Raw genomic sequence first — 26049 nt, 5'->3', positions numbered from 1 at the left:
GGAATGCACAACACAGGTGGCTCCGGCTGGCAGATCACCACGGACACGTCCGGACCCCTGATGATCGCGCTGTTCGTCCGCGACGCGGCAGGTCTCGACGGCGCGGGCCACCCAGCACTTTCGCATGCCGCGCCCAAGGTCCGCCAGGCCGACCATTCACACCTCACTGCCGACGTCGGCGGAGTCAGCGCACTAAAAACCGAATGGGAGGCCTGGTGGGAACAGCTGCTCAAGGCGCATCCCCAGACGTCACCGGAGCTGTCCCCGCCGGACTTTGAAGCCTTCGGCAATTCCCCGGCCCTCCAGCGCGTCCTGCAGGCGCACTTCGGTTCCGCCCTGACGTGGGCACGGGAGCGCCGCAGCGAATACGCGCGGCTGGAGGCTGAACGCATCGCGAGCGGCTCGGACCAGCTGTTGGGCGACCTGGTGGACGACCGGCTGATGGAGATTGGCCGGGAGGCACGGGACTTCAGCCTGACCATCATTGAACTGCCGCTGAATGAACAGCGGGCGTGGTACCTGGAGCCGGACAAGATCATCATGAGCCACAACCTGATGTCCCAGCCGGAACTCTTCCGCAGCTACGTCCAGCCTGTGGTGGAAATCCTCGCCTGAGGCGTCTGCCGGACAACGCGCCGGGACGCCGGTCAGTCCCCGGTGCCCCCAGGCGCCAGGGTGATCCGGACCTGGCCCTCCGGCGCGTCCGACGCCTGCCACCCAGCCTGGTCCTCCCGGAGCCAGCTCCGGCCGGCAACGTCCACCTGCATCACGGCCAGATCCTTGGCGTTGGCAACGGCCCAGTGCGCCACGGACCAGGCCTGGCTGCCGCCGGCTTCAACAACCAGCGAGTCGCCGTCCGGGAAAGTCCCCAGCGCTCCGTAGGCCTGGGCCAGTCCCGCCCCGACAGTACCGGCCTGGCCCGCTTCCTGCGGTGCGCGCAGTGTGCACTGCATTGCTTCCGGCGTCTGCCCGGACAATGCGGAAGCGAACGCGCGGCCCATCACCTCGTGCTGGGCGTAGGCGGTGGGGAACGCCGAGCGCTGAACGCGCTGGGCGGCGTCGGTGATCTCCAGGGTCTCATAGCCGGGAATCTTGACCAGGGCATCGTAAAAGGCGTTGGCAGCGTAGTACGGATCCATGACCTGTTCCGTGGTTCCCCACCCCTGCGACGGGCGCTGCTGGAACAGTCCACGGGAATCCGGCCCGGCCAGGTCTCCATGGTCTATGTTGCGCAGCTTGGATTCCTGCATGGCCGTCGCGAGGGCGATGCTGGCGGCCCGCGGCGGAAGCCCGCGCTGAACGGCCACCGCCGTGATCAGCGACGCGTTAGCCGCCTGGTCCGTTGCAAGCTCCGCGTGCTGCGTCCCGACGTCGGCTGTGCAGCGCTCCGTCACGAGGGTTTCGGAGCGCTGCACAAACGCCATCACCGTATAAACGGCGCCGGCCAAAAGAGCCAGGGTAAGCAGGAGCACGGTGGCGCGCCGGAAACCACGTCCACGTGCTGCCAACGGGCTAGTTGGCGTGGAGGGCGTCGTTGAGTTCCACGGTCTGGCCCTTGCGGGGCAGGGCTTCGACGGCTCCCGTGGTGGAATTGCGGCGGAAGAGGAGGTTAGGCACACCGGACAGTTCTGCTGCCTTGACGATTTTGGTGGTGTCCTCGCCTACCTCGTCCTTGGGACCGGGAACCCGCACGCGCGTGCCGGCGGTGACGTAAAGGCCGGCCTCGACCACGGAGTCATCCCCAATGCTGATCCCGACGCCGGAGTTGGCGCCGAGCAGGACCCGCTCACCCACGGCGATGCGCTCCTTGCCGCCTCCGGACAAGGTGCCCATGATGGAGGCGCCGCCGCCCACATCGCTGCCGTCGCCGGTGACGACGCCGGCGGAGATGCGGCCTTCCACCATGGAGGTGCCCAGGGTGCCGGCATTGAAGTTCACAAAACCTTCGTGCATCACGGTGGTGCCTTCGGCGAGGTGGGCACCCAGCCGGACGCGGTCGGCGTCGGCAATCCGGACGCCGGAGGGCACAACGTAGTCCACCATGCGGGGGAACTTGTCGATCCCGTAAACGGTGACGGCGCCGCGGCGGCGCAGCCTGGCGCGCGTCAGTTCGAAGCCTTCAACAGCGGCAGGGCCGAAGTTGGTCCAGACCACGTTGGGGAGCTTGCCGAAGATGCCGTCCAGGTTAATGGTGTTGGGCCGCGCCAGGCGGTGGGAGAGGAGGTGCAGGCGAAGGTAGGCGTCGGCGGTGTCTGCCGGGGCTTCGTCGAGGTTGATCTGGACGAAGACCACCTTCTGCTCGGTGCCGCGGTCCGCGTCGGTGCCCTCTTCGGCGAGCTGGAGGAGCGTTGCGTCCGCGTTCTCCACGGCCCGCAGGCTTTCGGCCGCGATGCCCAGGGCCGGTGCCGGGAACCAGACGTCCAGGACGGTGCCTTCTCCTCCGGCAGCGGCGATGGTGGCCAGGCCGAAGCCGTAGGCGGAGCGGTCTTCGGAGGTTGTGTTCTGGTCTTCGGGCACGGCGGAAGTAGCGGTCTCAGTCATGCCCTCCAGTCTAGCGAGAGCCGGGCGCAGGGTTCGAACTAGACTGGCAACGTGACTGCCGAGACCGCCCCTGAACCAACCGCTGCGACGTTGAACCTGCGCCAGGACGTTGCCATGCTGACCGCCGCGCTGATGGACATCAACAGTGTGTCCGGGAACGAGACGGAGCTGGCGGACGCCGTTGACGCTGCCCTTCGGGCCATCCCGCAGCTCCGGGTGGTCCGCGACGGCGATTCCATCATCGCGCGCACCGAGCTGGGGCGGGCGGAACGCGTCATCCTCGCGGGGCACCTGGACACGGTCCCGCTGCCCGTAACTGAAGGCGCACGCGGCACCGTACCTTCCACCTGGGCGTCCGGCACGCCGGGGGAGGGTGTCCTCTATGGGCGCGGCGCCACGGACATGAAGGGCGGCGTCGCAGTCCAGCTCGCGCTGGCGGCCACAATGTTCGACGACGGCGCGTCGCCGGTGCGGGACGTCACCTTCGTGTTTTATGACCATGAGGAAGTGGAGGCCGTGAAGAGCGGGCTGGGCCGCCTGGTCCGCAACCACGGCCACCTGCTGGACGGCGACTTCGCCATTCTCCTGGAACCGACGCACGGCACCGTTGAAGGCGGCTGCAACGGCACCAGCCGCTTCGAAGCCACCACCGTGGGGGAGGCCGCACATTCCGCCCGGGCGTGGATGGGCAGCAACGCCATCCACGCCGCCGCACCCATCCTGGCCAGGCTGGCGGCCTACGAACCCCGGACCGTCAACGTGGACGGCCTCGATTACCGGGAGAGCCTCAACGCGGTAAAGATCAATGGAGGCACGGCCGGCAACGTCATACCGGACCGCTGCGTGGTGGAGATCAACTACCGTTTCGCGCCGGACAAGTCCCCGGACCAGGCCGAAGCCCACGTCCGGGAACTGCTCGAAGGCTTTGATGTCGTCCGCACGGATGCTGCGGCCGGCGCGCGCCCGGGACTCACCCACCCCGCGGCCGCGTCCTTCGTGGCCGCCGTGGGAGCCGAGCCCAAACCGAAATACGGCTGGACCGACGTCGCGCGGTTCAGCGAACTGGGAATCCCGGCGGTGAACTTCGGCCCCGGTGATCCGCTGCTGGCGCACAAGGACGAAGAACACGTTGACGCCGACGCCATCCGGGAGTGCCTGCGGGCCCTGCGGAGCTGGCTCGCCGCCTGACCCGGGGGCCCTCCGGGCACGGCAATCTCAACACGTTGTGGCAATCGGTTGTCAAAGTTGCCAAAGGTCCTATTACACTAACGAAGGCTTAAGGGCTCCTCATCGACGAGGTGCCCACCTCCGGCACTTCTCTGCTGCGGTGAGCCGTCCACTTCCGGCTGGTGCAGCCGGCTCGTTTCATAGGACCCGTATGTCAATAACAACTTCCGGCCCGGCCCACGCCACCAGCGAGATCGCCGATCCGTACGCGCTGGATCCAAAGGATATCCAGGAGCCTCCCACAACATGGCGGGGCCGCTTCAAATTCCTCGGACCCGGAATGATCACATCGGCTGCTGTGGTGGGCTCCGGTGAACTCCTCACGGCAACCGCGCTTGGAGCCCAGGCCGGCTTCATGCTGCTGTGGTTGGTCCTCATCTCCACGTTCATCAAGGTCTGGGTTCAGATTGAGTTGGGCCGCTGGTCCATCTCCACTGGCAAGGTGGCCGTGACCGGCTACAACGAGGTGCCGCCCAAGATCGCCAAGCGCGGCTGGATGGCTTGGCTGGTGCTGCTGATGTTCGTTCAGTTCCTTACCAGCCAGGCAGGCGTGATCAGTGCTTCGGCCTTCGCATTCTCCTCGCTGCTGCCCATCGGAGGCGAGCCCTACTCGTTCCTCTCCATCGGATGCTGGGTGGCCATCCTGGTGGTGATCGCAATCGCGATCCACCTGACCAACAGGTACACCGTCGTCGAGGGCGTCTCAACCTTGCTGGTGTTCCTCGTTACTGCCTTTGCAGTGGTTATGCTGTTCTCCCTGCAGGGCACCGAATTCAGCTGGAACATGGCCGACCTGGGCGACGGCATGCGTTTCCAGATCGCCTTGGGTTCGATGGGTATTGCGCTGTCCATGTTCGGCCTCACCGGCGTGGGTGCCGGAGAAATCACCGCCTACACATACTGGTGCGTTGAAAAGGGCTACGCCGCCTGGTCCGGCAAGAATGACGGCTCCGAGGCGTGGGCCAACCGTGCCCGTGGCTGGATTGCCGTGATGAAGCTCGACGCCTGGGTTTCCTGGGTTGTCTACACGGTCTCCACTGCTGCCTTCTACATGCTCGGCGCGGCTGTCCTGCACCCGCAGGGCATCGTGCCCAAGGGCGATGCTGTCATGAGCACCATTGGCAGTATTTTCTCCAGTACTGTGGGCCAGTGGGGCGCCGTGGTGTTCCTGGTCGGCGCCGGCATCGCACTGTTCAAAACCATTGTTGCCAATGTGCCGAGCCTTGGCCGTCAGGTTGGCAACACCCTGGCTGTGTTCGGTGCCTTTGACTGGAGCAACCAGAAACAGCGTGACCGCTGGATGCGCGTGATCATGATCGTCCTGCCCGTTGTGTGGGGACTCTTCGGAACTGTTGTTTCCTCGCCCCTTGCCCTCGTGGTCCTCGCAGGTATCCTCAACGCCGTCTTCCTGATGGGCGTCGCGGCGGCCACGATCTACCTCTCCCGCGTCCAAACCGATCCCCGGGTAAAGGACGGAAAGCCGTTCACTGTCATGCTCATCCTCAGCGCAGCGGCCATCTTCTTCGTCGGCGTTATGGGCCTGGTCAACATATTCTGATTCGCCGGCAGGCGCAGGGAGGACAACAGGCATGCAGGCAGTTGTAGTGCACGGCAAGGACGACCTGAGGGTCGAAGAAATCAGGGAGCCCGTCTGCGGGCCCGGCGAGGTTCTCGTCGCGATGGAGTGGGGCGGTATCTGCGGCTCCGATATCGCGTATTGGAGGCACGGCGCCTCAGGCACTGCGGTTCTGCGCGACCCGCTAGTGCTGGGCCATGAGGTAGCCGGCAGGATCGCCGCCATCGGAACAGAAGCGGCGTCGGAACTGGCCCGCCAGGGGATCGGGATCGGCGCACCGGTAACGGTGCATCCGGCAACTTTGGTGGGCCACCACCAGGTGCCGGCCGAAACCGCCCACCGAAGCAACCTCTGGCCCGAGGTCCGCTACCTTGGCTCCGCCGCGTTCGCGCCGCACGAGCAGGGCGGATTCAGTCGCTACCGCGCCGTTCGCCCCGGGCAACTGCGCGTAGTTCCGGACGGCGTCAGCCTCAAGCAGGCAGCCCTCGCCGAGCCGTTTGGTGTAGCACTGCACGCCCTGGCGCGTGCCGGTGACGTGACCGGCAGGACAGTGTTGGTCAACGGGTGCGGACCTATCGGTGCCCTGGCCGTTGCGGCGGCCAAAGCTGGTGGTGCTGCCCACGTGGTGGCCTCGGACCTGTCCGCCGCTGCGCTGGGGATCGCCCGCCGGATGGGTGCCGACGCCACAGTGAACCCGGCCGATGGCGGTGTCCTCCCGGCCGACGTCGACGTCGCCATCGAGGCCTCCGGAGCGCCACGCGCGCTGGGCGGCGTCATCGCTGCCGTCCGGCGCGGCGGCGTTCTGGTCCAGGTGGGTAACCTCCCTGCGGGCGAGGTCAACGCTGCCCTGGGCAATATCGTGACGCGGGAGATTGACTACCGGGGATCGTACCGGTTTGTCGACGAAATCTCCGCTGCCCTGGAGCTCATGGCCGGTGGTGTGGATGTCTCCCCACTGATGACACATGAGGTATCGCTCAAGGACGCGCTGGCTGGCTTTGAGATCGCTGCGGACCGGACTTCCGGATCCTCGAAGGTCATGATCCGCCTCGGCTGACGCCGGGCCTGCGGGGAAACCACAAGGGGTCCGCAGCCTTGCGGCTGCGGACCCTTTGTTGTGTGTTGGATAGTGCTACTTGGGTTCCCGGACTTCCGGCAGCTCCGGTGCAACGACGGCGGTTGGAGCCTTGGCCACGCCGCCGGCAGCCTTCGTGGAGCCGCGGCGTTCGATCCAGACCGCGATCCGTGAAACACAGATGTTGATCGCAATGTAGATCGCGGCGGCGACGAAGAAGATGGGGAACAGGAACGCGTTCCCCAGGAAGTCCGCCATCACCTGGACTGCGCGAAGCAGCTCACCGTAGGCCACGATGTAACCCAGCGAGGTGTCCTTCAGGAGAACCACCAGCTGGGCAACCAGTGACGGCATCATCCGGCGCACAGCCTGCGGCAGTTCGATCAGCATCCGGGACTGGAAGCTGGTCAGGCCGATGGTCAGGCCGGCTTCACGTTGTCCCTTCGGCAGCGACTGGATGCCCGCGCGGATGATTTCCGCGAAGATGGCGGCGTTGTACAGGACCAGCCCGGCGATCACCGCGACGAACGAGCTGGTGCCGAACACCAGCAGGACAAAGAGCATCATCAGGACAACGGGCATGCCGCGCAGGAACTCGAGGACCACCCGGGTGGGGATCCGGATCCAGGCCACAAGGGAGATGCGCAGGAGGCAGAGCATCAGGCCGAGCGGAAAGGCAATCACTGCAGCGATGGCGGCGGCGCTGAGGGTCGCCCCGATGCCGTTTCCGAGCAGCATCCAGACATCGCCCCGGGTGAAGATGGCCCAGCGGCGGCCTTCGAAGATGCCCTGCTGGGCGAGGGTCATGATGATAAATACCAACAGGCCGAGGATCACTACCGTGCCAATGATGGAACCGATCAGCGAAACCCGGCGGGCCTTGGGACCCGGGACGTCGTAGAGGACTGAAGTCATCGGGCAATCGCCACCTTTCGTTCCACCGTGCTGGCCAGGATGCCCAGCGGAACGGTGAGGAGCAGATAGAAGAACGCCACGCCCAGCAGTACGGCCATGACCTGGTCGCCGTTGGCATTGGCCATCTGGCGGCCGTAGCCGAACAGCTCAAGGACGAAGAACGCGCCCGCGACGGAGGAGTTCTTTACCAGGGCAATGAGGATGTTGATCAGCGGCGGGATCACCGTCCGCAGGGCCTGCGGCAGGATAATGAGTGAAAGCACCTGGCCGAACTTCATGCCAATGCTTCGCGCTGCTTCCGCCTGGCCGATCGGCACGCTGTTGACACCGGAGCGGACAGCTTCTGCGATGAAGGCCGCGGTATACGCGCTGAGGGCGATGATGGCGGCGACCTCGAACTGTTCGAAGGTCACGCCGAGCCGAGGCAGGACGATAGCCGCGAAGAAGAAGGCGATGGTCAGGGGCGTGTTCCGCAGGACTTCCACGTAAACCATGCTGAACCCGCGCAGGGCCGCGACGGGGGAGACGCGGGCGGCGGCCAGAAGGGTTCCGACGATCAGGGCGATAATCCCGGAGACGACAGACAGGAAAAGAGTGCGGAGAAGGCCTTCCCAATACAGCGGGAGGTTTTCGAGAATGACTTCCATAGGATCCTTCGGCTCTGGGCGTAGAGGGTCGAAAAACAGGCTGGCGGTTTCCGGGGGAGGCGCTGTGCACCTTGTCCCCGGAAACCGCCGTTGCTACCTGGTGTTAGTTAGTAGCGGTTGATGGCGGGAAGCTCAGGGGCGGTCTTGATGACCGAACCTGCAGTGGCTTCCCAGGCCTTCTTGTAGGACCCGTCCTTCGCGAATTCCTCGAGCTGGTCGTTGATCCAGTTACGGAATTCCGTGTCATCCTTCTTCAGGCCGATGCCGTAGGGCTCCTTGGTGAAGGTTTCATCCGAGGCCAGCTTGAAGGCCTCCGGCTCCTTGTCCACAAAGCCGGCCAGGATCACGTTGTCGGTGGTGATGGCTTCAACCTGCTTGTTGCGCAGCGGCTCAAGGCACGCGGAGTAGGTGGCGGCCGGAACAAGCTCCGCACCGTACTTGTCCACGATGGTGGCTGCCGGGGTGGAGCCGGTCACGGAGCAGACCTTCTTGCCCGCAACGTCTTCAGGCTTGGTGATGGAGGTGTTGTCCTTGTTCACCATCAGCGCCTGCCCGGCTTCGTAGTACGGCCCGGCGAAGCTGACAACCTGCTTGCGCTTGTCGTTGATGGTGTACGTGGCGATCACCAGGTCAACCTTGCCCTGCTCGATGAAGGGCTCGCGGTTGGCGGAGACCGTTTCGGACCACTCGATCTTGTCCGCTGCAATACCAAGCTTGGCGGCGATGAGCTTGCCCATCTCGACGTCGAAGCCGACCGGCTTGCCGTCCAGGCCAACCTGGCCGAAGAGCGGCTGATCGTACTTGGTGCCAATTTTGATGGTGCCGGCAGCGGCCAGCTTCTCCATGGTGGTGCCTGCGGCGAACGTTGGTTTGTCGGCCACGGTGGGGTTGTCGGTGGCGCCCGGCGTGCCGCCGCCACAGGCGCTCAGGGACAGTGCAAGGGCGGCGGTAGCCGCCACGAAGAACGACTTCCGGCGGGTCATAAATGCCTTCATGACATTCCTTTCATTGATTGGCCGTGGGGCACGGCCAGGATGCGAACTGGAGTGTGTGTTCGGTAAGGGGAATCAGTGCGTGAGCAGCTTGGAGAGGAAGTCCTTGGCACGGTCACTCTTGGGGTTGGTAAAAAATTCCTCGGGCTTGGCGTCTTCGACGATTTGGCCGTCGGCCATAAAGACCACCCGGTCGGCGGCTTTCCGGGCGAAGCCCATCTCGTGCGTGACCACCACCATGGTCATGCCTTCCTTAGCCAGCTGGATCATGACATCAAGGACCTCGTTGATCATCTCGGGGTCGAGGGCAGACGTGGGCTCATCGAAAAGCATGACCTTTGGCTTCATGGCCAGGGCGCGGGCGATGGCCACACGCTGCTGCTGTCCGCCGGAGAGCTGGGCCGGGAGCTTGGGGGCCTGATGACCCACGCCTACCCGCTCCAGCAGGGCCATGGCTTCCTTGTCTGCCTGCGCCTTGGCTACGCCTTTGACCTTGATGGGTCCAAGCGTCACGTTCTCAAGGATGGTCTTGTGCGCGAAGAGGTTGAAAGACTGGAACACCATGCCGACGTCGGCGCGGAGCTGCGCGAGCTCCTTGCCTTCCTCCGGCAGCACCTTGCCATCAATGCTGATGGTGCCGGCCTCGATGGTTTCCAGGCGGTTGATGGCACGGCACAGCGTGGACTTGCCCGAGCCTGAGGGGCCGATGACAACAACCACTTCGCCCTTCTTGACCTGAAGATTAATGTCCTTCAGAACGTGCAGCTGACCATAATGCTTATTCACACCATTCAGGGAGACGAGCGCGTCGCCGGGCACATGAGTAGTCATAAGAAGAATCTAGCGAACAAAGACCGCATATGACGGGAATCACCCCATGTTGCCGCGGATCGTGATTCAAGAGATACCTGCCACCGGCGCGGCAGCGTGGCATTAGCCTTGGGGGATGAGCATCAACGCAGAACCGGCCAAAACTTCCCAGCCGCGCCGTAAGGGGCCCCTCGAACTTCGCCGTAAGCAGGCAGCCGTCGAGATGTCCGATCAGCATCTGCTTGATACCAAGGGAGCCGGGCAGTTCGTCCATTCGGATCCCTGGCGTGTCCTCCGGATCCAGAGCGAGTTTGTGGAAGGGTTCGGTGCCCTCGCCGATCTGGGACCGGCCGTTAGCGTATTCGGGTCAGCGCGGACAAAACCGGGCAGCCAGTACTACGAAATGGGCATGGCCGTGGGCCGCCATCTGGCGGCAGCCGGCGTGGCCGTCATTACCGGCGGCGGTCCCGGTTCCATGGAGGCTGCCAACCGCGGCACTGTTGAAGGGAACGGCGTCTCCGTTGGCCTGGGCATCGAACTGCCCTTTGAGCAGGGCCTGAACCAGTGGGTGGACCTCGGCATCAACTTCCGCTACTTTTTCGCCCGGAAGACCATGTTCGTCAAATATGCCCAAGGCTTCATCGTCCTCCCCGGCGGCCTCGGGACGCTCGACGAACTGTTCGAAGCAATGGTCCTGGTCCAGACGCGGAAGGTAACCTCGTTCCCCATCGTGCTCCTCGGCGTCGACTTCTGGGGTCCGATGATCGAATGGATCCGGGGCACCCTGGTGGCCGAGGGCATGGTTTCGGAAAAGGACCTGGACCTTATCCAGGTGGTGGACGATCCCGCCGAAGCGGTGGAGCGTGTGCTGGGAACAGCCCCGGTCCCCTCCACCAACGGGGAGCAGCGGCCCGAATAGCCGGTGCGTCCACATCTGGCACGATGGGTGCTGTGAGTTTTTTCCTGGTCTTCCTCGCCGTGTTGCTGATCGGTGCCACCCTCTGGGCAGGCGTCGGCGGACGTCGGGGCATCCTGCGCGGCGTCCGCCGCAGCTCCGAACCTGATCCGGGCGCGGACCCGGCCGGCCATCAGCCGCCCGGGACGGGGCTGCTGTACGGCGGTTTCACCCAGCCCCCGGCCAACCTGCCGCCTGTGCTGCTGCCCGCCAACCCCGCCCCGGCGGACATAGACCATGTCAGGTTCTCCCTCGGTCTCCGTGGTTATCGCATGGATCAGGTGGACCAGGTCCTCGACGAACTTCGCGACCAGCTCGCCGCCAAGGATGCGGAACTGGCGCAGCTCCGGGCGCGTCTGGACGGGGCTGAGCGGGCAGCCCGGCCGGAGGCAGGCGCTTGAGTACTGACACAGGGGACCGGACGGGCCCGACGGCGTCAATCACCGCACTCGGGGTGCGAGCCGCGGGTGCGGTCCGGCGCTGGCCGTGGTGGCTGCAGGTGGCAGTCCTGTACGTCGCTGCCAGGCTGGTCACCGCGTGCATCTTCATGGCGGCGGCCCTCCACCAGGGACCCAATCCCTGGTTTCCTCCCAAGCCCGATTACTGGAATTTCATCAACATCTGGGATGCGCGCTGGTATGCGCGGATCATCACCGAAGGGTACCCGGCCCCGCTGCCGACGGACGCCGCGGGCAATGTGCTGGAAAATGAATGGGCCTTCTACCCGCTGTTTCCGGCCCTTGGCAGGGCGCTCGCCGGACTGACCGGGGCAAGCCCGGCGGCGGCGCTCACAGTGGTGGCAATGCTCTCCGGGCTGGGCGCCTCCCTTGCCGTGTACTGCCTTTTCAGGCACAAGGCTTCACACAGCGCAGCGTTATGGGGGACGGCGTTCTTCGCGACTTTTCCCGCCTCCGCCATTCTCCAGGTCCCCTACGCCGAACCCCTGACCCTCTTCCTGCTGGCCACCGCACTCATGCTGGTCATCCGCCGGAACTACCTGTTGGCCATGCCGGTGGTGGTGCTCCTGTGCCTCTCCCGCCCGGTGGGGGTTCCATTTGCGGCCATGCTGGGACTGCTCTTCCTCGCGCGCACGGTGGAACGTTTCCGTAAGGGGCCGGAGGGCTCCCACAGCCCGCGGGGACTCGTTTCCCTTGCGGGACTCACCGCCGTGTGCGGTGCCTCAGCCCTGGTCTGGCCGGCAGCGGCCTGGGCCGCCACAGGAGACATTGCTGCCTACACCAAAACGGAGACTGTGTGGCGGGGCCACGACCTCGTGCTCTTCAAACCCTGGTTCGATACGGGCGTGGACCTTTTCGGTCCCGTCCTTGGGGTGCTGGCGCCGTTCGTCTTTGCAGGGCTCTTTGCGCTCCTGCTTTTCTCCCGGCCAGTGATGCGCCTGGGTGCTGAGCTCCGCCTGTGGTGTGCCTGCTACATGGCGTATCTGCTTCTTTTCCTGCACCCGCAGACCAGCACCTTCCGGATGCTGCTTCCGCTGTTTCCGCTGGCCCTCGCCGCGGCGCTGCTGTCCCGGTCACGGGCTTACCGCGGCACCGTCCTGACCATGTTTTTCCTGCTCCAGATCGTATGGATCGTCTGGCTGTGGGCGTGGGCCCAGCTTCCGGGCGGCGGAGATTATCCGCCCTGATCACTGGCGGGGCCGGTCTGACAAATCCGACAATCCGACGTGGCCGTAAATGTCCATCGATTAGCTACGTGCGGGTAATTACAGGATAATAGGGAGTAAGCAAGGACAACAGGATTCAGAAATGTTCACGCATGGCGGCATCAGTACGGGCCGCCATGGCGGCTTGATTTGACTACGCGGATACAGCCCGTCCGGGCTGATATGTTCTGGGACTAATTGGAGGGGAAATTCCTCATGGCGGCTATGAAACCTCGCACCGGCGACGGCCCTATGGAAGTTACCAAGGAGGGCCGCAGCCTGATTATGCGCGTTCCGCTCGAAGGCGGCGGACGCCTTGTGGTGGAACTTAACGCGGCGGAGGCGGCCAATCTTAAGGAATGCCTCGTCGGCGTTACCGAGTAATTTGGTGGCCGAATAACTTCGCTGGGCGAGGGTCCGCAGCCGATTGGCTGCGGACCCTTTTCTATGTCGTGACTGCCGCTATTTCTTGACCGCCAGCAGCAGGCCGTCGCCGGTGGGCAGCATCGCGGAAGCCAGCCGTTCGTCGTCGCGAATCGCCCTGCCGACCTGGCGCAGGACCACCGTGTTGGCGTCCCTGGCAGCAGGGTTGGCAACCCGGTCCTTGTCCAGGGCGTCGTTGATGATCAGCAGCCCGCCGGTCTTCAGGAGCCGGACAGCCTGCTCCACGTAGCCGGGCAAGCCGGGCTTGTCGGCGTCGATAAACACCAGATCATAGGCGGCGTCGGTCAGGCGCGGCAGGACGTCGCCGGCACGGCCCGAGATGGTCCGCGTGCGGTTGGCCGGGCTGCCGGCCTCCGAAAATGCCTCGCGCGCGGCTTTCAGGTGCTCCACGTCAACGTCGATGGTGGTCAGCACCGCCTGCGGGCCTAATCCCCGCAGGATGCACACACCCGAAACGCCCGCGCCGGTTCCGATTTCGACGGCCGTCTGGGCCTTGGAGCCTGCAGCCAGGACCGTCAGGACGGCTCCCACGCCTGCGCCGATCGGCGTCACGCCCAACTCGAAGGAGCGCTCCCTGGCCCGCAGCATGACCTCATCCTCGGCGGGCAGATCTTCTGCGTAGGACCAGCTCGTGGACTTGTCGGCGCTCATGGGGGATTCGCTTTCTGGGCGGCAGGGGGAGTGTCTAGTACAGCGTACTGCGTCCGTGGCTGCCAGCAGCGGAAGGAATCCGTTGCGCCTTCGGCTGAAGACCCCAGCCGATCAGGAAATTCCCAGCGAACTTTGAAATGATGGAGATCCGCTCATCCGTGAGGTGATCGGCGCCGAACCAGAGATGTCAACAGTATCCGGGCGATAGTAATCCACGATGGGAGTGGACGATGTCAGCAGATGCGGCACCTGTCCCTGCAACCGACCTTTCTGCCGCTGTATGGGTCAGGCCGACCTGGGAGGAAGTGGTGGCCAACCACTCCGCCAAGGTATACCGGCTTGCCTACCGCCTGACCGGGAACAAGTTCGACGCCGAGGATCTCACGCAGGAGGTCTTCGTGCGCGTCTTCCGTTCGCTGGAAAACTTCAAGCCGGGAACACTCGACGGCTGGCTGCACCGCATCACCACCAACCTGTTCCTCGATCAGGCGCGCCGGAAGAGCCGCATCAGGTTCGACGCTCTGGCGGAAGACGCAGAATCCCGGATCCCGGGACGGGAACCAGGGCCGGAGCAGAGCTTCGAGCTCAACAACCTCGACCTTGACGTCCAGGCAGCCCTGGAGGAATTGCCGCCGGACTTCCGCGCCGCCGTCGTGCTGTGTGACCTGGAGGGCCTTTCCTATGACGAGGTCGCCGCCGCCCTTGGGGTAAAACTCGGGACGGTGCGGTCGCGGATCCACCGCGGGCGGACCATGCTGCGTGAAAAGCTGGCCCATCGTGATCCCCGGCCGCAGCAGGGCCGGAAGCCCAAGCTGTCACTGCCGCGCATCGCCAGCATTCTCTGATCGGCACCATGACGCTCCAGAACCCCTTCGGCCGCCGCCATCACCGCGGTGCCGGGCATCTACAGAGCTGCGGAGAGTGCGCGGCCGCCGTCCAGCGTGAACGCCAGTACATCCGGCGGCTCCGCGAAGCTTCCGTTCCGCCAGCCAGCGATGACCTCACAGCCCGCCTGCTGGCCAGGACAGAACTCCTCGCGGCCACGCCGTCGCCGTCGCCCGGCCAGCCCTCAGCAGTGCGCGTCCTGGCACTGACGGCCGGCGGGACAGCCGCCGCCGCGGGTCTCCTTGCCGTGGGCGCCTTCGCGCTGGCGGGGGACAGCCTTCCGTTGGCGGGACCTGCCTTGAACGGGAACCTGTTGCAGCAGGCCGCCCAGGTGCCCGCTGACGGGAGGGAGCTCACCGCCCCGCAATTGTCCGCACTTCGCTCCGAGGGGTGGGTCTGCCCGGAGCTTGAGAGCCTCGGCTTCCACGTACGGAGCGCGAATGCCATTACCGTCAACGGCATGCCTGCGGTTGAACTGCACCTTTCAGACGGACAGCACTACGCCACAGTCGTGGAACAGCATCCCGTGGACCCTGCTGGAAACGTCGGGAGCCTGGTGGTCAGCAAGCAGGCTCCCTGGACGGCCACGTATGAAACGGCGGCAGGAAGGTTCACGCTCGAGTCCGATCTTCCTGCCGAGGTGGCCGACGACGCCCTTCCGGTGCTCCAGCGGCTCAGTGCTGTTGCCGTCGAAGGGATCGATGCCGGCACGTCCCCGGACGCCGTGCCGGATACGGTGCAAGATGATTCGCCGGCCGCCCGGCTGGAGCGCGGAATCCGTAAAATCGGGGAGTTGCTGACGCGGTGACCGGGGCACGTTCCGGACCGGGCGGGCACGAATCGTCAGAGACGCTTCGGAGAGGGTAATCTTCCTAAAGTGTTTGGAATCAACGGCCCTGAGTTCTTCCTGCTCCTGATCATCGGCATCCTGGTGATCGGTCCCCAACGGCTGCCCGAATACACCCAGAAACTTGCGAACCTGGTTAAGGAAGTCCGCCGGATGGCATCCGGCGCGCGGGAGCAGATCAAGGAAGAAGTCGGCATTGACATCGACGATGTCGACTGGAAGAAGTACGATCCCCGCCAGTATGATCCGCGGCGCATCATCAAGGAAGCGCTGCTGGACGATGACACCAAACCTGTCAGCAGCGGGGCCCCTGCGGCTGTAGCTGCCGTTTCCGGCGCTGCCGCGGCTGCAGCCGCACCGGCAGTGACCTCCCGGCCCGCGCGCGTGGTACAGACGCTGCCGCCGGGCACTGCCGCCCCGTTCGACACCGAAGCCACGTAAGCCCCAACCGCCTCACCCAAGGGCGTCAGCGGGGCTGGAGCCCCAGCTTCAGTCCCGTCAGGCCACGGGGTTTGGCGGCCAGCTTCCCCGCTATTCCGTTCAAGGCCATGGCCGCCGGAGTCTCCGGCCGGCTCAGCACAATCGGCGAGCCGGCGTCGCCGCCCTCCCGCAGCAGGATGTCCAGCGGAATCTGCCCCAGCAGCGGAACGTCGGCACCTACTGTTGCGGTGAGCCTTTCGGCGAGAACCGCCCCGCCGCCGCTGCCGAACAGTTCCATCCTCCCGCCGTCGGGCATCTCCAGGTAGGACATGTTCTCGATGATGCCGGCCACCGACTGCCCCGTCTGGGTGGCGATGGCACCGGCCCGCTCGGCCACGTCGGCGGCCGCGGCCTGTGGCGTGGTGACCACCAGGATCTCGGCTTTGGGCAGCAGCTGAGCAACAGAGATGGCAATGTCCCCGGTGCCGGGCGGCAGGTCAAGGAAGAGGGCATCGAGGTCGCCGAAGTACACGTCGGTCAGGAACTGCTCCAGGGCGCGGTGAAGCATCGGGCCGCGCCAGGCGACAGGCTGGTTGCCTGCGACGAACATGCCGATGGAGATCACCTTGACGCCATAGGCCACCGGGGGCAGGATCATGTCGTCCACCCGGGTAGGCGCCTGGGTGATGCCCATCAGGCCCGGAACCGAGAAGCCGTAGACATCGGCATCCACAATTCCAACCCGGAGGCCCTGGGCTGCGAGGGCACAGGCCAGGTTCACGGTGACCGAGGATTTGCCCACGCCGCCCTTCCCGCTGGCCACAGCAAAGACCTTGGTCAACGAGCCCGGCTCATTAAAGGGAATGCCGCGCTGGCCGCCGGCGCCGCGCAACTGCTCCTTCAGGGCGTCCCGCTGTGCCTGGTTCATCACCTTCAATTCGACCTCGACGGCGGTCACGCCGGGAACCGCGGAGAGGGCCTTTTCGGAGTCAGCCGTGATGGTGTCCCGCAGCGGACAGCCGGCGATGGTCAGCAGGACAGCCAGCCGGACGCTGCCATCGTCGGAGATATCCACGGACTCCACCATGCCCAGTTCCGTAATGGGACGGCGAAGCTCGGGATCGATCACGGTAGCCAGCGCAGCGTGGACTGCCTGCTCCAGGGTGGCGCTCATTCGGGCAGGGCTCAGCTTTCGGGGGTAGGGGTGTGCTTGGGGCCGGCAGCGGTGTCTTTTGCCTCAGCCGCGCCGGTGGCGGGCCCGGCAGCGGAGGGGCCGGTGGCGACATGGCTTGGTTTGACCCTCGGCATCTGCTGCGTGCGCGGGTTCCGCTGTTTGTCGCGCTTTTCCTTCAACTTCTCCTTGACCTTGTCCCGCGGCGACTCGTGGCTCCCCGTTCCTGCGGGGTCATGGGTGCGCAGTTCCTCCTGCGCTTCCAGCATGTCCTCAAGGAGTGAGCGAAGTTCCGCCCGGACGTAATCGCGGGTGGCCACTTCGCGCAGCGCAATCCGCAGCGATGCAAGCTCCCGGGTGAGGTACTCGGTGTCGGAAAGGTTCCGCTCGGCCCGCTGCCGGTCCTGCTGGAGTGATACCCGGTCGCGGTCATCCTGCCGGTTTTGGGCCAGCAGCAGCAGCGGGGCGGCATAGGAAGCCTGCAGCGAGAGCATCAGGGTCAGCAGGGTATAGCCCAGCGCGCGGGAGTCGAACTGCCACTCCAACGGGGCCCACGTGTTCCAGACAAGCCAGACCACCACAAACACCGTCATATAGACGAGGAATTGCGGCGTGCCCATAAACCGGGCGAAGCCTTCGGTGGCATGGCCGAAGGCATCCGGATTGGGTGAGAACTTGGGCAGGATGCGCTGGCGGCCGCTCAGCGGCGTGTCCAGGCCACCTTTGGCTGGTGCTTTCCCCTGGCCGCGCTGGCCGCCGGAGTTCTTTGGGGCGCCGGTGTCAGCCAATACGGCCTCCCAGTTTTCTTATCGGGGCTTCGCCATCATAGGCGCGCCAGTCATCCGGCAACAGATGATCCAAAACGTCATCAACAGTCACCGCCCCCACAAGGCGGCCGTCGTCATTGACCACGGGGAGGGAGTTCAGGTTATACGTCGCCAGGGTCCTTGCGACCTCACTGATGTGGGCCTGGTCCGACACCGGCTCAAGGTTCTTGTCCACCAGGTTGCCCAACGGTTCGAAGGGCGGAAAGCGCAGGAGCTGCTGGATGTGGACTACGCCCAGGAAACGTCCGGTGGGGGTTTCGAGCGGCGGCCGGGTGATGAAGATGGACGATGCGAGGGCGGGGGAGAGCTCCTCGCGACGGACATGCGCGAGGGCCTCGGCAACGGTTGCCTCGGGCGGCAGGATGACCGGAACCGGTGTCATCAGGCCACCGGCAGTGTCTTCGTCGTATTCGAGCAGACGCCGGACGTCTTCGGCGCCTTCGGGTTCCATCAGCTGCAGCAGCTGCTCAGCCTGGGCGGAAGGAAGCTCGCCAAGGAGGTCGGCGGCGTCGTCCGGATCCATCTCTTCCAGGACGTCAGCCGCGCGCTGGACGTCAAGGGCGGAAAGGATCTCCACCTGGTCGTCCTCGGGCATCTCCTGCAGGACGTCGGCGAGCCGCTCATCCTGGAGTTCGCTGGCCACCTCGAACCGGCGCTTGTCGCTCATCTCCTGCAGCGCTTCGGCAAAGTCCGCGGGCTTGAGGTCCTCGTGGTTGGCCACGAACTGCGTAGCAGCCTGTGGCTCGGTGCGGGCGCCCTGGAGGGCGTCGGCCCAGTCGATGATCATGGTCTCGTTGCGCCTCAGCCGGCTGAGCGGCGAGAGCGAGTGGCCCCGCCGGACAAACAGCTTGCTGACGAACCAGTCGCGGGAGCGGTGCTGGTCCATGGCGATGTCCTCAATGGTGGCGTCGCCGCTGCCGTCCCGCAGCGTGACCCGCCGGTCGAACATTTCCGCAACGACCAGAGTCTCCGCGCCGCGCTGCTCAAAGCGCCGAAGGTTGACCAGCCCGGTGCAGATGATCTGCGTCTGGTCGATCGAGGTAATGCGCGTCATGGGGACGAAGACGCGCTTCTTGCCCGGAACTTCGACGACGATACCCACCACGTGCGGCGCGCCCCGGCTGCCGCGGGAGAGGACCACAACATCGCGCAACCGTCCCAGGCGGTCACCCAAGGGGTCGAAGACATCAAGACCCAGAAGGCGGGCCACAAAGACGCGCGAAAGATTTGTGCTCACGCCTACAGGCTACCGAGTCTGCTCTCTTTTAGCTGAATTTGCAGGCGGCACACATACAGATGGGCAAGAATGGGTGTATGTCAAACATTTTTGGTGCTCCCAAGGCCGGTGGCCCCGCCGGACCGGACGACGCCCGCGCGGTCCCTTCCGGTGACACCGTCGGCTCGTACACCTCCTACTTGGATGCCCAGAAGGCGGTGGACTACCTCGCAGACCAGCAGTTCCCGGTCCAGATGGTGTCCATCGTGGGCAACGAACTCAAAATGGTGGAGCGGGTGACCGGCCGCCTCAGCTACCCGCGGGTGGCGCTGTCCGGCGCGCTCAGCGGCATGTGGTTCGGTCTGTTCGTCGGCGTCATGCTGTCCTTCTTTGCGCCGTCGCCCGGCTACTTTTCCATCCTGGCTTCGGTACTGATGGGTGCTGCCTTCTTTATGCTCTTCGGCATTGTCACCTATGCCATGCAGCGTGGAAAGCGTGACTTCACCTCCACCAGCCAGGTGGTTGCCACCAACTACGACGTTGTGGTGTCGGCTGAGGCAGCCCACGAGGCGCGGCGCCTGCTGCAGCAGCTGCCCATGACCCGTTCGGATGCGGCCGCCGCTCCTTACAGCGCGCAGGGCTACCAGGGCCCGCAGTACGGCCAGCCGGGCAACCAGCAGGGCCAGTATGGCCAGCCAGGCCAAGCACCAGCCCGGCCCGCGGGTTGGAACGACCCCTACGGTCAGCAGGGCGCGGGGACACCCGCTCCCGGCGACCAGGGGCAAAGCGCTGTAAACCCGGCGGAACCGGCGCAGGGCGCGCAGACAGAGGGCGCGGCCCAGCCCGCCAAGGCCCCCGTGGCAGCGGTCCGTTATCCGGATCTACCGGACGGCCGCCCCCAGTATGGTGTCCGCGTGACCGATCAGCCGGCAGCAGGCCAGTCCGCTTCGGCCCGGCAGGCCGACGGACAGCCCCAGGCCCACCCTGATTCCTCAAAGGACAACGGGGACTCCGCGCCGTAAGGGGCAACGCGGAGAACGAACGGCACACAAATGAACTCCGCCTGGACCCGGCGATCACCGGGTCCGGGCGGAGTTCTTTTTGCCTGGAGCAGTCGCTCCCGCTATTTCACGCTGCCGGCTGTCAGGCCGCCTACAAGGTACTTCTGGAACATGAAGTAGAGCACCACCACGGGTACGGCGCACACGAGCGACGCCGCCATCATCTGTGAATAGACGGGGATCGCCCCGCCCTCGACGGCTGAAGCGAAGACCTGCAGGGCCACTGCTGCGGTGTGCGTGTCCGGCCGGGTGAAGACCGACGCGAACAGGACGTCGTTCCAGCCGAGCAGGAACGCGAAGATTGCCGACACGATAATTCCGGGCCAGCTGAGCGGAATGATGATCCTGAAGAGGATCCCGAGGTTGGAAGCGCCATCAATGCGAGCCGCCTCCTCGAGTTCGCGCGGCAGGCCGCGCAGATAGGTCACCATCACCCAGGTTGAGAACGGCAGGGCGAACGTCAGGTAGGCGATGAACAGGCCCCACAGGGTTCCGATGACGGTCACACCCAGGTAGGTTCCGGCGGAGGAGAACAGGACAAACACGGGGAGCAGCATCAGCGTTCCGGGGATGGACTGGAGCCCCAGCAGGCCGCGGAGCACGGTCAGCCGGCCCCGGAACTCAAATCGGACCAGCACATACGCCGTGCCGATGGCCATCAGGGCGGAGACCGCAGCTGTAGCACCGGAAACGATCAGGCTGTTCCCAATGGCTTTCGCCAGGCCCACCGAATCCCAGATCTTGTTGTAGCTGTCCAGAGAGAAACTGCTCGGCCAGAACTCCCCGCTGGCTACCCCCACGTCCGTGTTCAGCGAGGCCAGGAAGATGTACAGGATGGGAATCAGAACCAGGGCGCAGAGCAGGACGGTGATGACAGCCAGCAGCGGCCTTGGCATGAGGCGGGTGACCTCCAGGGCCGCATGGCGCCGGACGGGCTGTTTTGACTGCCGCTCGATCGGGTTTGCTGCGTCGACGGTCATTTCTTTCCTCCCTCGTGCACATCAAGCCGGACTGCGCGCAGGTAGATGAAGAGCGGAATGGCAATCAGAATGAGCGAGACCACCGCCATGGCTGCACTGAGGCCAAAGCGGAAGCTCTGGAAGCTGGTGACATAGACCAGGATGGGCAGCACGTTCACATCTGATGGGGCCGGCGCCCCAAACAGCACGTAGGGGAGGGTGAAGTTGTTGATGTGGTTCAGGGTTGCAAGCAGGAAGGCGAGCGAGACGGGCCCCTTTAGGTAGGGGAAGATCACGTACCGCAGCTTGTTCCACCACAATGCGCCGTCGAGCGCGGACGCCTCGTGGACCTCGTGGTCGACCGCCTGCAGTCCGGACAGCGCCAGCAGGTAAATGAACGGCCAGGCCGCCCAGATTTCGACCCAAACCAGCGTCCAGTACGCGTTCGGACCGTTGAGCCACAGACCGCCATCCATGCCGATGTTGGTAAGCGTCACATTCACGATGCCGTCCGGCTGCAGCATCGTTCGCCACACGCTGGCCACCACGAAGGACGGCAGGACGTAGGGAATCAGGAAGACCGAACGCACCAGTGCCCGGCCGCGGTAGGCGTTCTGGGTGACTACGGCGGCGGCCACGCCCAGGGGGACGGTGACCAGGGTGGAGATCACCGCGAAGGACACGGAGAGCCAAATGGAGCGGAGCAGGTCGCTGCTCAGCGCCGCTTCGATGTAGTTCTGGACACCGATGAATTCGGCACTGACCCACCGGCGCAGGGTGTACTGATCGAGGTCGATCAGTGACATCCAGATACCCATGGCCAGCGGGATGAGGATGACGACCGTCATCAGCAGCCCGCCGGGAATCAGCAGCCACAGTGGCCTGTTCTTTTCGCTGAGCGCCTTCCGGCGCTTCCCGCCGGGGGTGGGACCGCCGGGGGCGGCGGCCGCCCCGGCCGCCGGACTGCTGTCCGACGGCCGGGGCTCTGTCACGCTGCTAGCCATGTTCGGTAACCTTCCGCAGGTGTCCGGTCGGTCCTACTTCTTGGCCCGGTCCAATGCCGTTTGCGACTTGGCCTGTTCGTCCTTGAGCCGCTGGGTCAGGTTGGATTCGCTGACCTCGCCGGAGGAGAGGTCAGGGATGGACTGGACCACCACGTTCGTCAGTGACAGCTGGACGTCGCCCCATGCGCCGCTGAACGGTGTTGCTACAGACTTGGCGCCTGACTCAAGGGCCGGTGCAATAACTTCGTTGCTGGCGAGTTCGTTCGCTGCTTCCTGGTTGGCAGGGAGCTGGCCGAAGACCTTGAAGTAGTTGAGCTGCACATCCTTTTCCGTGATCATCTTGATGAACGCAAAAGCGAGGTCTTTCTGCTTCGAGTAGTCAGCAACCACGAGGTTGTCACCGGAGAGGATGCTGGACGCGGGCTTGCCGTCAGAAGGGTTTGCGGTCTCGCCCGGCGGGACGGTGGGCATCAGCGCATACTTGTATTTGCCCTTGACCGCCGAGGCGTCCAGCGCGGGGATGGACAGCGGCGAGGTCATGGGGAAGTAGCCGGCTTTGCCTGCGGCGAAGGCTGCCAGGGCCTGCGGGTTGGCCCAACCGACGGAAGCCGGGTCAACCACCTTGTCCTTGGTCACCCAGCCGAAATAGGTCTCGTAGGCCTTCTTGGTGATGGGGTCGTCGAGGCGGACCTTGTCGCCGTCGATGATGGGGTTGCCTGCCTGGATGGACATGCCCCAGATGTACTTCCAAGGATCGAAGTTGTCCTTGTAAGCCACTGCGACGCCGTACTGGTCGCCGGTGGTGAGCTTCTTGGCATGTTCAGTGAATTCATCCCAGGTGGTGGCGGGCTTCTCAATCCCGGCCGCGGCCAGCAGCTCGGTGTTGTAGGCCATGACGAACGGCCGGCTCACGAAGGGAATGCCGATCTGGTTGCCATCATCCGGACCCGAAATGCCCAGTGCAGCGGGTACGAACTTGTCCTTGCCGCCGAGCGCGTTCCATTCGTTGTCGCCGAGCTTCACGAATGCCCCGGTGGAGTACGCAGTGGGAGTGAAAGTGGTGCCCAGGCCGTAAACGTCCGGGCCCTGTCCGGAGACGACTGACGTCTGGATCCGGGTCATCTCGTCATTGGCCGTGGCGAACGTCTCCCACTCGATGTCGGCCCCGGTCTCGGCCTTGAACTTGGTGCTCATCTCCTTGAACCAGGCCTGCTGCTCCTGGGGATACTGCGCCGTGACGTTCATCAGGACGTTGAGCGTTTTGCCGGCGCCATCCACTTTCCCGCCGGTAGCGCCGGAGGTAGTGCCTCCTGTATCGCCCGACCCGCCACACGCGGCAAGCATCAGGACCGAAATAGCCGCTGCGGCAACTGCACCGAGGCGACGTGGTTTGGACATACCCATGAGACTTCTCCTTTGAAGACATACATTGCGGCAGAGACCCCAGACTGAACCACAGTCTACGATTTCTTTCTCCGCGCACAGCGTATTCACCGGAGCCAAACTTTGGCAAGCGATTGCCAAAAACCGTTACCGGAGCTTCATCATGGGAACGGACAGGGAGCGGCCCGGGAACCGGGCATGCCCCGTCCTTCGTCAGGCGGTGTGCCTGCCCGCCACGGCGTGGTCCACCTCGCCGTAGATGCCTGCCATCCAGGATTCGACGTCGTCAGCCGTGCGGGGGAGTGCGGCGCTGAGGTTGACCGGACCGTCCTCAGTCATCAGGATGTCGTCCTCGATCCGCACGCCGATGCCGCGATACTCCGCCGGAATGGCCAGGTCCTCGTTCTTGAAGTAGAGGCCGGGTTCGATGGTGAAAACCATGCCTGCCGTAAGGACGCCGTCGAGGTAAAGTTCCCGCTTGGCCTGGGCACAGTCGTGGACATCGAGGCCGAGGTGGTGGCTGGTGCCGTGCGGCATCCACCGCCGGTGCTGCTGGCCCTCGGGGCTGATGGCTTCCTCGACGCTGACGGGGAGCAGGCCCCACTCGGCGAGGCGTTCTGCGAGCACCGTAGTGGCGGCAGTGTGGATATCGCGGAACCTGGTGCCCGGGCGGGCTGCGGCGAATCCGGCGTCGGCCGCGTCGAGAACCGCTTCATAGATTTTGCGCTGGATGTCGGTGAACGTGCCGTTGGCCGGCAGGGTCCTGGTGACATCGGCGGTGTACAGCGAATCAACCTCCACGCCGGCATCCAGCAGGAGCAGTTCGCCGGCGTTCACCCGGCCGGTGTTCCGCGTCCAGTGCAGCACGGTAGCGTTGTTGCCGGCTGCGGCGATGGTGTCGTAGCCGAGTTCATTGCCCACCTCGCGGGCACGGGCGAAGAACGCGCCTTCCACAACGCGTTCGCCGCGGGCGTGGGTCAGTGCGCGGGGAAGCGTCTTAACCACTTCCACAAAGCCCTCGACGGTGGCTGCTACCGCCGTCATCATCTGTTCAACTTCCCACTCGTCCTTCAGGAGGCGGAGCTCGGACAGTGCCTCGGACAGCTTCTCGTCCAACGCATCCAGAACGGCGAGGTCCAGGTTGTCCGGGTCCTTGGCCGTGTTGTAGCGGGCAGTGTCCACCAGGGCGTCGATGTTCTCGTCCACCTTGCGGACGAGGCGGACGGAAATGCCGCCGATCTCCGGGGCCCCCACGTTCTTGGTGATGGCCGTTTCCAGCCCGTCAATGTGGGCGGTGGGCAGGCCCAACCGGGCCTCGAACTCAGCAAGCGTGGGGCGGCCGCCGATCCAGAATTCGCCGGAGCGCGAGTCGGCGTAGAACTGTTCCGTATCCCGGCCGGCCAGCGGCCGGAAGTAAAGGGTAGCGCGGTGGTGCCCGCCGTCGTCGCCCTTTCCTTCGCCTGCCGGTTCCAGGATCAGGACGGCGTCCGGCTCGTGGTCAAGGCCCAGCCCGGTGAGGTGCGCGAAGCCGGAGTGCGGGCGGAAGCGGTAGTCGCAGTCGTTGGAGCGGACCTTCAGCGGGCCGGCGGGGATGACCAGGCGTTCGCCTTTGAACTGGTCTGAAATGGCTCTGCGCCGGGCCGCGGCGTAGTTGGCCACGGCGTCGCGGGCCGGCGGCTGCTGGTCGGCGGGCGCCCAGTTGCTGGCCATAAAGGCCTTGAAAGCATCAGAACTGGGCCGCTGCGAGCGGTTGTTGACGCGCTCGTCGAGTGGCTGGGAAGCAGAGTTCAGGGTATTTCCGGCATCGTTCACGGCACCATCGTCTCACCAGCGGCGGGGCGTGCGCGAACACAGGAGTCAATGCCCGGACCGGCGCGGTCTACTAGGCTGGGCAAGTGAGGATTGACCTGCATGCCCACTCCAACGTTTCCGACGGCACGGAAACCCCTGCTGACGTCATGGCCTCTGCCGCCAGGGCGGGCCTGGACGTCATCGCCCTGACGGACCACGACTCAACGGACGGCTGGGCGGAGGCATCCCGCGCGGCCCTGGACCACGCGGTTGCCCTCGTGCCGGGGATGGAAGTCTCCTGCCGGACGGAGCAGGGAATCAGTGTGCATCTGCTGAGCTACCTGCACGATCCTGCCCATCCGGGGCTTCTCGAGGAAATCACCAAGGCCAAGGACGCGCGTCTCACCCGGGCAGAGCGCATGGTGAGCCTGCTCGCCGAGGACTACCCGCTGACCTGGGACGACGTCATCCACCACGTCGCTCCCGGTGCCACGCTGGGGCGTCCGCACATCGCTGATGCCCTTGTAGCGGCCGGCGTGGTGTCGGACCGGTCGGAGGCCTTCACCTCCATCCTCACCTCGCGTTCGCGCTATTTTGTCCAGCACTACGCACCCGACCCGGCAGCCGCCGTCGAACTTGTCCGTGCGGCCGGAGGCGTCCCCGTTTTCGCCCATCCGGTGGCGTCTGCCCGCGGCCGCATTGTGGGGGAGCGTGTATACCAGGAAATGATCGACGCCGGCCTGGCGGGCCTGGAGATCGAGCACCGCGACAACCCTGAAGAGGGCCGTGAATTCCTCCGCGGTCTGGCTGCCAGGCATGGACTCCTGGTGACCGGGTCCTCGGATTACCACGGCACGGGAAAACCCAACCTGCTCGGGGAGAATCTCACCACAGCGGAGGTGCTGGCCCGGATCGAGGAGATGGCGACAGGGACCGCCGTCGTCCGCCCCTGACACAACTGACCGCAAGTAGGTCGCAGCAGATGTCTT

27 protein-coding genes are annotated in these 26049 nt (G+C 65.0%); 13 read left to right on the top strand and 14 right to left on the bottom strand.

Annotation, left to right across the window (positions count from 1 at the left end; genetic code table 11):
• The first annotated feature begins 3 nt into the window (after window positions 1–3).
• Entirely contained in the window at window positions 4–615 is a 612-nt protein-coding gene (locus tag IDT60_RS13125; protein ID WP_191079377.1) for a hypothetical protein, read from the top strand.
• 32 nt (window positions 616–647) lie between these two features.
• Here IDT60_RS13125 and IDT60_RS13120 read toward each other — a convergent pair whose 3' ends face one another.
• Both IDT60_RS13120 and dapD read right to left on the bottom strand, forming a co-directional pair.
• Window positions 648–1466, bottom strand: a complete 819-nt coding sequence (locus IDT60_RS13120; RefSeq protein ID WP_191081948.1) for a hypothetical protein — start codon at window positions 1464–1466, stop codon at window positions 648–650.
• Between the two features lie 46 nt (window positions 1467–1512).
• A complete protein-coding gene (dapD, locus tag IDT60_RS13115; RefSeq protein WP_191079376.1) occupies window positions 1513–2541 on the bottom strand; it encodes a 2,3,4,5-tetrahydropyridine-2,6-dicarboxylate N-succinyltransferase in 1029 nt (342 codons plus the stop codon).
• A 51-nt stretch (window positions 2542–2592) separates the two neighbouring features.
• Between dapD and dapE the strand changes: the two genes are divergently transcribed.
• The 3 genes from dapE to IDT60_RS13100 all read left to right on the top strand — a co-directional run bounded on the left by dapE (window position 2593) and on the right by IDT60_RS13100 (window position 6401).
• On the top strand, window positions 2593–3729 hold the full coding sequence (gene dapE, locus IDT60_RS13110) for a succinyl-diaminopimelate desuccinylase (protein WP_191079375.1): 1137 nt from the start codon (window positions 2593–2595) through the stop codon (window positions 3727–3729).
• Between the two features lie 190 nt (window positions 3730–3919).
• Complete coding sequence (locus IDT60_RS13105) at window positions 3920–5326, top strand: Nramp family divalent metal transporter (protein WP_191079374.1); 1407 nt, start codon at window positions 3920–3922, stop codon at window positions 5324–5326.
• A 31-nt stretch (window positions 5327–5357) separates the two neighbouring features.
• The gene (locus tag IDT60_RS13100; RefSeq protein ID WP_191079373.1) at window positions 5358–6401 is read left to right on the top strand and encodes an L-idonate 5-dehydrogenase; all 1044 of its coding nucleotides are present in this window, start codon (window positions 5358–5360) and stop codon (window positions 6399–6401) included.
• Window positions 6402–6476: 75 nt separating this feature from the next.
• Here IDT60_RS13100 and IDT60_RS13095 read toward each other — a convergent pair whose 3' ends face one another.
• From IDT60_RS13095 to IDT60_RS13080, 4 genes are all read right to left on the bottom strand, one after another.
• Entirely contained in the window at window positions 6477–7334 is an 858-nt protein-coding gene (locus tag IDT60_RS13095; RefSeq protein WP_164198756.1) for an amino acid ABC transporter permease, read from the bottom strand.
• A complete protein-coding gene (locus IDT60_RS13090) occupies window positions 7331–7981 on the bottom strand; it encodes an amino acid ABC transporter permease (RefSeq protein ID WP_164198757.1) in 651 nt (216 codons plus the stop codon). The genes IDT60_RS13095 and IDT60_RS13090 overlap by 4 nt, the downstream gene beginning before the upstream one ends.
• Window positions 7982–8088: 107 nt before the next feature.
• Window positions 8089–8976: a glutamate ABC transporter substrate-binding protein gene (locus tag IDT60_RS13085; RefSeq protein WP_191079372.1), complete on the bottom strand. Its 888-nt coding sequence runs from the start codon at window positions 8974–8976 to the stop codon at window positions 8089–8091.
• A 72-nt stretch (window positions 8977–9048) separates the two neighbouring features.
• Window positions 9049–9804, bottom strand: a complete 756-nt coding sequence (locus IDT60_RS13080) for an amino acid ABC transporter ATP-binding protein (protein WP_164198759.1) — start codon at window positions 9802–9804, stop codon at window positions 9049–9051.
• A gap of 115 nt (window positions 9805–9919) precedes the next feature.
• Here IDT60_RS13080 and IDT60_RS13075 point away from each other — a divergent pair, with 115 nt between their 5' ends.
• The 4 genes from IDT60_RS13075 (at window position 9920) to IDT60_RS13060 (ending at window position 12785) form a co-directional block, all read left to right on the top strand.
• On the top strand, window positions 9920–10702 hold the full coding sequence (locus IDT60_RS13075; RefSeq protein ID WP_191079371.1) for a TIGR00730 family Rossman fold protein: 783 nt from the start codon (window positions 9920–9922) through the stop codon (window positions 10700–10702).
• 23 nt (window positions 10703–10725) lie between these two features.
• On the top strand, window positions 10726–11139 hold the full coding sequence (locus IDT60_RS13070) for a DivIVA domain-containing protein (RefSeq protein ID WP_164198761.1): 414 nt from the start codon (window positions 10726–10728) through the stop codon (window positions 11137–11139).
• A complete protein-coding gene (locus IDT60_RS13065; RefSeq protein WP_370590690.1) occupies window positions 11136–12383 on the top strand; it encodes a hypothetical protein in 1248 nt (415 codons plus the stop codon). The genes IDT60_RS13070 and IDT60_RS13065 overlap by 4 nt, the downstream gene beginning before the upstream one ends.
• Window positions 12384–12617: 234 nt before the next feature.
• Window positions 12618–12785 carry a DUF3117 domain-containing protein gene (locus IDT60_RS13060; protein WP_009357720.1) on the top strand — a complete coding sequence of 56 codons (168 nt, stop codon included), beginning with the start codon at window positions 12618–12620 and terminating at the stop codon, window positions 12783–12785.
• A gap of 78 nt (window positions 12786–12863) precedes the next feature.
• Here the strand turns inward: IDT60_RS13060 and IDT60_RS13055 are convergent, their stop codons facing one another.
• Window positions 12864–13496: an O-methyltransferase gene (locus IDT60_RS13055; protein WP_164198762.1), complete on the bottom strand. Its 633-nt coding sequence runs from the start codon at window positions 13494–13496 to the stop codon at window positions 12864–12866.
• A gap of 230 nt (window positions 13497–13726) precedes the next feature.
• On the opposite strand from IDT60_RS13055, the gene sigE reads away from it, so the two are divergent.
• The 3 genes from sigE (at window position 13727) to IDT60_RS13040 (ending at window position 15669) form a co-directional block, all read left to right on the top strand.
• Entirely contained in the window at window positions 13727–14341 is a 615-nt protein-coding gene (gene sigE / locus IDT60_RS13050) for an RNA polymerase sigma factor SigE (RefSeq protein WP_191079370.1), read from the top strand.
• An 8-nt stretch (window positions 14342–14349) separates the two neighbouring features.
• Complete coding sequence (locus IDT60_RS13045) at window positions 14350–15189, top strand: anti-sigma factor (RefSeq protein ID WP_191079369.1); 840 nt, start codon at window positions 14350–14352, stop codon at window positions 15187–15189.
• Between the two features lie 69 nt (window positions 15190–15258).
• Window positions 15259–15669, top strand: coding sequence for a Sec-independent protein translocase TatB (locus tag IDT60_RS13040; protein WP_191079368.1), 411 nt, complete (start codon window positions 15259–15261; stop codon window positions 15667–15669).
• Window positions 15670–15694: 25 nt separating this feature from the next.
• Here IDT60_RS13040 and IDT60_RS13035 read toward each other — a convergent pair whose 3' ends face one another.
• Genes IDT60_RS13035 through IDT60_RS13025 form a run of 3 tightly spaced genes read right to left on the bottom strand, consistent with a single transcriptional unit; the run spans window position 15695 to window position 18883 of the window.
• Window positions 15695–16822: an Mrp/NBP35 family ATP-binding protein gene (locus tag IDT60_RS13035; RefSeq protein ID WP_164198765.1), complete on the bottom strand. Its 1128-nt coding sequence runs from the start codon at window positions 16820–16822 to the stop codon at window positions 15695–15697.
• Window positions 16823–16833: 11 nt separating this feature from the next.
• Window positions 16834–17607 carry a DUF1003 domain-containing protein gene (locus IDT60_RS13030; RefSeq protein ID WP_370590689.1) on the bottom strand — a complete coding sequence of 258 codons (774 nt, stop codon included), beginning with the start codon at window positions 17605–17607 and terminating at the stop codon, window positions 16834–16836.
• A complete protein-coding gene (locus tag IDT60_RS13025) occupies window positions 17600–18883 on the bottom strand; it encodes a magnesium transporter MgtE N-terminal domain-containing protein (protein ID WP_164198766.1) in 1284 nt (427 codons plus the stop codon). The genes IDT60_RS13030 and IDT60_RS13025 overlap by 8 nt, the downstream gene beginning before the upstream one ends.
• A gap of 77 nt (window positions 18884–18960) precedes the next feature.
• Here IDT60_RS13025 and IDT60_RS13020 point away from each other — a divergent pair, with 77 nt between their 5' ends.
• Window positions 18961–19884: a general stress protein gene (locus IDT60_RS13020; protein ID WP_223883715.1), complete on the top strand. Its 924-nt coding sequence runs from the start codon at window positions 18961–18963 to the stop codon at window positions 19882–19884.
• A 101-nt stretch (window positions 19885–19985) separates the two neighbouring features.
• Here IDT60_RS13020 and IDT60_RS13015 read toward each other — a convergent pair whose 3' ends face one another.
• From IDT60_RS13015 to IDT60_RS13000, 4 genes are all read right to left on the bottom strand, one after another.
• The gene (locus tag IDT60_RS13015; protein ID WP_223883981.1) at window positions 19986–20819 is read right to left on the bottom strand and encodes a carbohydrate ABC transporter permease; all 834 of its coding nucleotides are present in this window, start codon (window positions 20817–20819) and stop codon (window positions 19986–19988) included.
• Between the two features lie 80 nt (window positions 20820–20899).
• A complete protein-coding gene (locus IDT60_RS13010; RefSeq protein ID WP_191079366.1) occupies window positions 20900–21886 on the bottom strand; it encodes a carbohydrate ABC transporter permease in 987 nt (328 codons plus the stop codon).
• Between the two features lie 33 nt (window positions 21887–21919).
• Window positions 21920–23290: an ABC transporter substrate-binding protein gene (locus IDT60_RS13005; RefSeq protein WP_370590688.1), complete on the bottom strand. Its 1371-nt coding sequence runs from the start codon at window positions 23288–23290 to the stop codon at window positions 21920–21922.
• A 192-nt stretch (window positions 23291–23482) separates the two neighbouring features.
• Window positions 23483–25081 carry an aminopeptidase P family protein gene (locus IDT60_RS13000; protein WP_191079364.1) on the bottom strand — a complete coding sequence of 533 codons (1599 nt, stop codon included), beginning with the start codon at window positions 25079–25081 and terminating at the stop codon, window positions 23483–23485.
• 83 nt (window positions 25082–25164) lie between these two features.
• Here IDT60_RS13000 and IDT60_RS12995 point away from each other — a divergent pair, with 83 nt between their 5' ends.
• On the top strand, window positions 25165–26013 hold the full coding sequence (locus tag IDT60_RS12995; protein WP_164198770.1) for a PHP domain-containing protein: 849 nt from the start codon (window positions 25165–25167) through the stop codon (window positions 26011–26013).
• The last annotated feature ends 36 nt before the right edge of the window (window positions 26014–26049 follow it).

This window comes from Pseudarthrobacter sp. BIM B-2242 (assembly GCF_014764445.1).
GTDB lineage: Bacteria > Actinomycetota > Actinomycetes > Actinomycetales > Micrococcaceae > Arthrobacter > Arthrobacter luteus_A.
Note: the sequence above shows the minus strand (reverse complement) of the source record. Positions and strands in the feature narration are given on the sequence as shown.

Bases quoted from the DNA above. Each gene is read 5' to 3' on its own strand.
- IDT60_RS13125 (WP_191079377.1), top strand. From the start codon at position 4: ATGCACAACACAGGTGGCTCCGGCTGGCAGATCACCACGGACACGTCC.
- dapD (WP_191079376.1), bottom strand. From the start codon at position 2,541: ATGACTGAGACCGCTACTTCCGCCGTGCCCGAAGACCAGAACACAACC.
- IDT60_RS13105 (WP_191079374.1), top strand. From the start codon at position 3,920: ATGTCAATAACAACTTCCGGCCCGGCCCACGCCACCAGCGAGATCGCC.
- IDT60_RS13100 (WP_191079373.1), top strand. From the start codon at position 5,358: ATGCAGGCAGTTGTAGTGCACGGCAAGGACGACCTGAGGGTCGAAGAA.
- IDT60_RS13095 (WP_164198756.1), bottom strand. From the start codon at position 7,334: ATGACTTCAGTCCTCTACGACGTCCCGGGTCCCAAGGCCCGCCGGGTT.
- IDT60_RS13090 (WP_164198757.1), bottom strand. From the start codon at position 7,981: ATGGAAGTCATTCTCGAAAACCTCCCGCTGTATTGGGAAGGCCTTCTC.
- IDT60_RS13085 (WP_191079372.1), bottom strand. From the start codon at position 8,976: ATGAAGGCATTTATGACCCGCCGGAAGTCGTTCTTCGTGGCGGCTACC.
- IDT60_RS13080 (WP_164198759.1), bottom strand. From the start codon at position 9,804: ATGACTACTCATGTGCCCGGCGACGCGCTCGTCTCCCTGAATGGTGTG.
- IDT60_RS13075 (WP_191079371.1), top strand. From the start codon at position 9,920: ATGAGCATCAACGCAGAACCGGCCAAAACTTCCCAGCCGCGCCGTAAG.
- IDT60_RS13070 (WP_164198761.1), top strand. From the start codon at position 10,726: ATGGGTGCTGTGAGTTTTTTCCTGGTCTTCCTCGCCGTGTTGCTGATC.
- IDT60_RS13060 (WP_009357720.1), top strand. From the start codon at position 12,618: ATGGCGGCTATGAAACCTCGCACCGGCGACGGCCCTATGGAAGTTACC.
- IDT60_RS13055 (WP_164198762.1), bottom strand. From the start codon at position 13,496: ATGAGCGCCGACAAGTCCACGAGCTGGTCCTACGCAGAAGATCTGCCC.
- sigE (WP_191079370.1), top strand. From the start codon at position 13,727: ATGTCAGCAGATGCGGCACCTGTCCCTGCAACCGACCTTTCTGCCGCT.
- IDT60_RS13045 (WP_191079369.1), top strand. From the start codon at position 14,350: ATGACGCTCCAGAACCCCTTCGGCCGCCGCCATCACCGCGGTGCCGGG.
- IDT60_RS13035 (WP_164198765.1), bottom strand. From the start codon at position 16,822: ATGAGCGCCACCCTGGAGCAGGCAGTCCACGCTGCGCTGGCTACCGTG.
- IDT60_RS13020 (WP_223883715.1), top strand. From the start codon at position 18,961: ATGTCAAACATTTTTGGTGCTCCCAAGGCCGGTGGCCCCGCCGGACCG.
- IDT60_RS13015 (WP_223883981.1), bottom strand. From the start codon at position 20,819: ATGCCAAGGCCGCTGCTGGCTGTCATCACCGTCCTGCTCTGCGCCCTG.
- IDT60_RS13010 (WP_191079366.1), bottom strand. From the start codon at position 21,886: ATGGCTAGCAGCGTGACAGAGCCCCGGCCGTCGGACAGCAGTCCGGCG.
- IDT60_RS13005 (WP_370590688.1), bottom strand. From the start codon at position 23,290: ATGGGTATGTCCAAACCACGTCGCCTCGGTGCAGTTGCCGCAGCGGCT.